Annotated in this window: 5 protein-coding genes; all 5 read left to right on the top strand. The window is 30.0% G+C overall.

Annotated elements, in window-relative coordinates; all coding sequences use genetic code 11:
• Nucleotides 1–198: 198 nt before the first annotated feature.
• Entirely contained in the window at nt 199–402 is a 204-nt protein-coding gene (locus SPJ17_RS00110) for a hypothetical protein (protein ID WP_321091519.1), read from the top strand.
• 161 nt (nt 403–563) lie between these two features.
• Nucleotides 564–1,433, top strand: coding sequence for a helix-turn-helix transcriptional regulator (locus tag SPJ17_RS00105; protein WP_321091518.1), 870 nt, complete (start codon nt 564–566; stop codon nt 1,431–1,433).
• Nucleotides 1,434–1,472: 39 nt separating this feature from the next.
• Nucleotides 1,473–3,086, top strand: a complete 1,614-nt coding sequence (locus SPJ17_RS00100) for a hypothetical protein (RefSeq protein WP_321091516.1) — start codon at nt 1,473–1,475, stop codon at nt 3,084–3,086.
• Between the two features lie 415 nt (nt 3,087–3,501).
• On the top strand, nt 3,502–4,959 hold the full coding sequence (locus SPJ17_RS00095; RefSeq protein WP_321091514.1) for a DUF2130 domain-containing protein: 1,458 nt from the start codon (nt 3,502–3,504) through the stop codon (nt 4,957–4,959).
• A 435-nt stretch (nt 4,960–5,394) separates the two neighbouring features.
• On the top strand, nt 5,395–5,679 hold a 285-nt coding region (locus tag SPJ17_RS00090; protein WP_321091512.1), incomplete at its 3' end, for a DUF4143 domain-containing protein.

Here is a 5,679-nt window from a genome sequence, read left to right as displayed (position 1 = left end):
GCTTTATAGTCACTTGGTTTGATAAAGAAGATTCTATAGATTATCCAATTATATTACCAACAATTTATTTTAAAAAGAATGGAAATATAGGTGGTATAATATGTACCCAATGTCAAGGACACTTATAAAAAAAGGTATATGTTATTAATAAGGAATCAATCCCCTAGGGGATTCGCGGCCTAGATTGAAGCTGATTGTATGTTTAATTACCCTTTGGGTTACGTAGAAAAGAAAACTGCAATTGTAAATGAAATCAGTCCATACGAATATATCGATTGTATCGATTCAAAATGCCGTGGCAAAATCGTTGTTGATTACATTGACAGATTCTATACAGGTTCTTTAGATGGTGAAGAAATCAAAAAAGAACTCGAAGCCAGGATAAATATTTTTTTCAAATAAATTTCTTCCATAGCATTGATTTTTGAAAAGAATTATTCCATAATAAACATAGTTTATCGATTTTATCATAATTCAACAAATCGTGGAGTCATTCAACAAATTGTTAATCCACATTTTGTTGATTTCCCTTTATAATAGGTGCTGTCGGAGGTAAACGAAAAATGACATTGGGAACGAATATTAGAAAATTTAGAAATGAAAAAGACATGACACAAAAGGATTTAGCTGATGAGCTACATTGTACTCCACAGGCAGTATCTAGATGGGAAGCAGATGAGGTTGAGCCTTCCATAGATACATTAAAACAAATGGCTACATTATTTGGTTGTAGTATGGATGATCTATTTGGGTTAGAGTCTAAGAAAGAAACCATTATTGTAAAGGAACCTGAAGTTGTTGAAAAGGTAGTATATACTGAAGCACAACCTGTACTTGGCGTTTGTGATGGCTGCGGTAAAATGATTAAGGATCTAAAGGATTATTTTAAAGTAGATAAGCGCGTTCAAGTTTCAAGAGGAAGCACAGTAAAAACAGTAATCTACTGTGCGAACTGTAAAAAGAAGGACGATGAGGAGCAGGCAAGAATTAAGGATGAGCGTGAGGCAGAGGAAAGAAAAGAATTTGAAACTGCAAGGGTTCACTCCTTCATTTGGCCAACAATATTATTAGTTGCTTTAGTTGTTACTGGAATTGTTGGATTTGCTCAAGGCAATACCAATCTTGGAATTGGTGGAATCGTAGGTGGTGTGTTTGGCTATTTATTGCTTGCGACACTAATTTTAAATAATACTTTTGTATCAGATGTATTTACAAGTGTTGCTGGCTTTGGATTTGTAAAAATGCCTGGAGTCATCTTTAGCTTAAGCTTTGATGGAATAATCTTCTTAATTGTAACTAAGATTATTCTATTCTTAATTAGTGTTTCTATTGGTGTATTCTTTGCAATTTTTGGAACTATATTAAGTGCTTTATTAAGTGTAATTGGATATCCTCTTGCACTATATAGAAACTTCCATTACATAGATATTTAAAAATAATAAACATAAATAATAAGAAGGAGAAAGAAGAAAATGAAAAAGAAATTTATTACTGGTTTATTACTTGCTGGTGCAACCTTTGCACTTGCATCCTGTGGAGAGGCGACTACCCCTACAACATCAAAAATTGAAACAACTACGGAGGACAAGCCTACTACATCTATTGACACAAGAACAGATAAAGAGGTTGTGTTAGATGCGAAGGAAAATTCTTTTGGCGATGAGACTAAAGGTTTTGATTATGATTACACATTAAACTTTGCTGTTACTCTAAAATCCGCAAACAAGTCTGTTAGTGGTACTCAAACAGGTAATGTTAAGTATTCAAAGGGTAGTGATGTAAGCTATGTTTCTAAAAGAAAGAATTCAGGTTTATTATTCTACGATAGTGAAGTCCTTGAGGTTTTAAAGGATAATACTTTAACTACAGTAAAAACAAATGAATATGGTGATGTAATTAAAGTAGATAGAGAAGCTAAATCAAATGACTTTAAATATGATACATCTTCATTTGCAAAGATTTTATTTGAGTATTCTAGTGATGAAATTAAGGAAGTTACAAAGAGTAATGGAAAGTATAATATTAAGACAAAAATGAATGCTTCAAGAGTTCTTGATATTGCGGCTCCATATATTTCTTCATATGTAATTAAGAAGGCTTTACCAGATAAAAATGTTGAGGTTGATGCTACAACATCTACTTCACTTACTGTACAAAATGATTTAATTAAATCATATGAATACAGCTTTAGCTTTGATATTTCAGCGATTTCAGTAACAATTAATTACACAATTAATGTTAATAAATCTAATGCTGAAATCACATTAAATGATAACGATTTAAATAAATTTGGTCTTGGTGAAGAAGCATTAAATAATAACTTAAATGCTATCAAGACAAAGATTGATGCATTCAAGAATCAAGCTTATAGTGCATATGATTATACGTTAAAGACTGGTGTCGACTATGATGGCGCTAATTCGATTGATATGACTGTTCAAGGAAATACCAAGAGAAAGGTTGATAACAATGAGGTTTATTTCAATAATCTTGTAGAAATTGATACAGATTTAAAGAATGCAGACTTATATAAGTCTATTGATATTGCCGATTGTAAATATAATAGAGGTAGATTAGAGAATGGTTCATATGGCGATTGGAAGATCAACGCTTTAACGGATAAAGGATATGAATTAGATTCTGCGACTTATGATCCTTCATATGATGAGTATTATTTATTATTAGATTCCTTATTGACAACAAGCAATCTTAATTATATTGAATATAAGGAAAAGGATAATAAAACTACATATTCAGTTGCATTAACAAAGGAAGGTGCAGTTAATGTCATTAATTATTTTAATGATAATATAAACATTGACCCATTCCATGAAAATACAATTAAAGCATTGTCTAACTTCGAATTAGATTCATTATATTTAGCTAAATATAATTTCTATATTACTGTTGAGAATAATAAATTATCTGAAATTAAATTAGATATTAAAGGTTCATTCAATTCTTGCTATGATAATTCTCGTGACTTTACTCAAAAGTCTTTAGCTGATTTCTATCTAAATCTTGAGCTTAAGGTTACTGAATTAACAACTTATGAAGTACCAACAGAATTAAAGGGATTAAAGTAATTGCATTATATTATCGAAAGTGGCTTTCAAGCGAAAGCCACTTTTTGAAGCAAAGGTTAAGAAAGAAGATTAGATCAGATATTTAGAATAAGGCTGAAATAAATGCTTTATTTTTCTAATAGAATGCCGTCATTCTATAAAATAAGAAAAAGAGAGTTGAAAGATAATATAACGAATTAGATTAACCACGATTTTATCGTGGTTTTCTTTTCCGCTACTGATTCTATTAAGTATTTATAAAAATATCTTTATATAATAAAGAATAAATGTAACCCATATTTATTTAACAAGTGATATTTATTAATATTAATATATTAAATTAAAAATGATATAATGAAATCAAAGAAAAAAGTGAACCACTTTGGTTGCAAAAAAGAAAAATACAAACATAGGATTAATGGAGGAGAAAATAAAAATGAAGGTAAAATTTAGTGTAAAGGATTCAAAAACTTTAGAATTACAAGAAAACGCATCTAAAGGAGATATCATTGACTTAACAGAGGAAATCTCTATTGATACTACTTCCTTAGAAGCAAAATTAAATGAAGAAATTGATAGAAGCAAGGATAAGATTTATCTATCTAAGCTTGAAAGCGAAAAGAAGGCACTTCTTGCAACCTTTAATGAAGAAAAGGAGCGTGAGCTTGCTAAGCTTAAGATTGAAATCTCTAAGCTTGAAAATGATTTAAAGGTTAGCCTAGAGAAAAAGGATTCCGAAAAGGAGCTTGCGCTAAAGAACCAGGAAATGGAAAAGAAGGATCTTCTTGCGAAAAAGAATGAAGAGATTAAGGAATTACAAAACCAAATTTTAAACGCTAACCAAGCTAAGGAAATTGCTATACACGAAGCTTTAACAAAAAAGAATGAAGAAATTCAAAAGCTAAATGAAGAAATTAAGGTATCAAAGGCAAACCATAGTTTAGCACTTTCTGAACAATCTCGTAAGAACCAAGAAGAGCTTACTGAAATGAAAACTAAGATTATGGAATTAAACCATAAAATCGAAGAAGAAAAGCGCAGTAAGGCTGAAGAGCTCAAGGCTCAAGAGGAAGCTACAGAAAAGCTTCTAAAGATGAAGGATGAGCAAATCGAGCAATACAAGGACTTCAAGAAGGGCTTATCTACAAAGATGATTGGCGAATCCTTAGAACAGCATTGCTTAAATGAATTCAACAAGGTTAGAGCTTATGCATTCCCTAATGCTTATTTCGAAAAGGACAATGATGTCGTTGATGGTACAAAGGGTGACTTCGTTTTCCGTGAGGAAAAGGACGGAGTAGAATTATTATCCATTATGTTTGAAATGAAAAATGAAATGGATACTACATCAACTAAGCATAAGAATGAGGATTTCTTTGATAAGCTAGATAAGGATAGAAAAAAGAAAAACTGCGAATATGCAGTATTAGTAACAATGCTAGAATTAGATAATGAAGCCTATGATGGTATTGTAGATGTATCCTATAGATATCCTAAGATGTATGTCATTCGTCCACAATTCTTAGTATCCTTAATTGGTATTTTAAGAAATCAAGCATTAAATACTATAAGCTACAAAAAGGAGCTTGAAACTATTAAGAATCAGGATATTGATGTATCTAATTTCGAAGCTAAGATGCTAGACTTCCAGGATAAATTCGGAAAGAATTACGCAAGAGCTCAAGAGAAGTTCCAAACTGCAATCGATGAAATCGATAAATCTATTGCTCATTTAAACAAGATTAAGGAAGCCTTAATCTCTTCAGAAAACAATTTAAGACTTGCGAATGATAAGGCTCAGGATTTATCGATTAAGAAGCTTACTCGTGGTAATCCTACTATGCAAAAGAAATTCGAAGAAGCAAGAAAAAATAATGAATTAGAAGAAAAATAATTCAGCTCAATAAAGTATGCCATCTTAAAATGAATAAGATGGCATTTTCTTTTTTTGAGAAGCACTCATGTTAAAATGGTAAGTTGAAATTGTCTTGAAATTAATATTCTATGAATATTATTAAAACAAGTCGACTACGGATGTATTGATTCTATCGTTAAAACTTTAATTAAAATATTCCTAAGCAAACATTTAAAATAATAAAATCGCGGAAAAAATTTGAAAAACAAGTCTAGTAAGTAATTATATTTAATATAATTAAATTTAAGTTAATGATCTATGATTTTAAAAGTTATAGGTCATTTTTATTCTTAAATAATTATAGATTAATTGAATATATAATTAATAAGTATTATTAAATGCATTGAAAAATGCAATATAAACGATAAAATCGGTTGGAAAAATGCAAGTTTTGTCATTAAAACAGGTTGGAAAATGCAACAAATGTGGCATATTACATTTGGATTTATTTTTGAAACTTTATGTATTCGAGATTTAAAAATATATTCTTCTTTATATAATGGAGAAATATCTTATTATCATGATAAATATGACTTAGAAGCTGATTGTGTTTTACATTTAGATGATGGAAGATATGCACTAATAGAATTTAAATTAGGAGAAAAAAATGTTGAAGATGGTGCAAAGCATCTACTTGAAATTGAAAGATTAATCAAAGTTCATAACGAGAAAGAAAAGAAATATCCTTTAAGATTACCA

Source organism: Anaeroplasma sp., from assembly GCF_034179385.1.
Taxonomy (GTDB): domain Bacteria; phylum Bacillota_I; class Bacilli_A; order Acholeplasmatales; family Anaeroplasmataceae; genus Anaeroplasma.
This window is presented reverse-complemented; position numbering and strand designations above follow the sequence as displayed.

What these genes read in the sequence shown, in the direction of transcription:
- SPJ17_RS00110 (WP_321091519.1), top strand. Translation starts at nt 199, where the DNA reads ATGTTTAATTACCCTTTGGGTTACGTAGAAAAGAAAACTGCAATTGTA.
- SPJ17_RS00105 (WP_321091518.1), top strand. Translation starts at nt 564, where the DNA reads ATGACATTGGGAACGAATATTAGAAAATTTAGAAATGAAAAAGACATG.
- SPJ17_RS00100 (WP_321091516.1), top strand. Translation starts at nt 1,473, where the DNA reads ATGAAAAAGAAATTTATTACTGGTTTATTACTTGCTGGTGCAACCTTT.
- SPJ17_RS00095 (WP_321091514.1), top strand. Translation starts at nt 3,502, where the DNA reads ATGAAGGTAAAATTTAGTGTAAAGGATTCAAAAACTTTAGAATTACAA.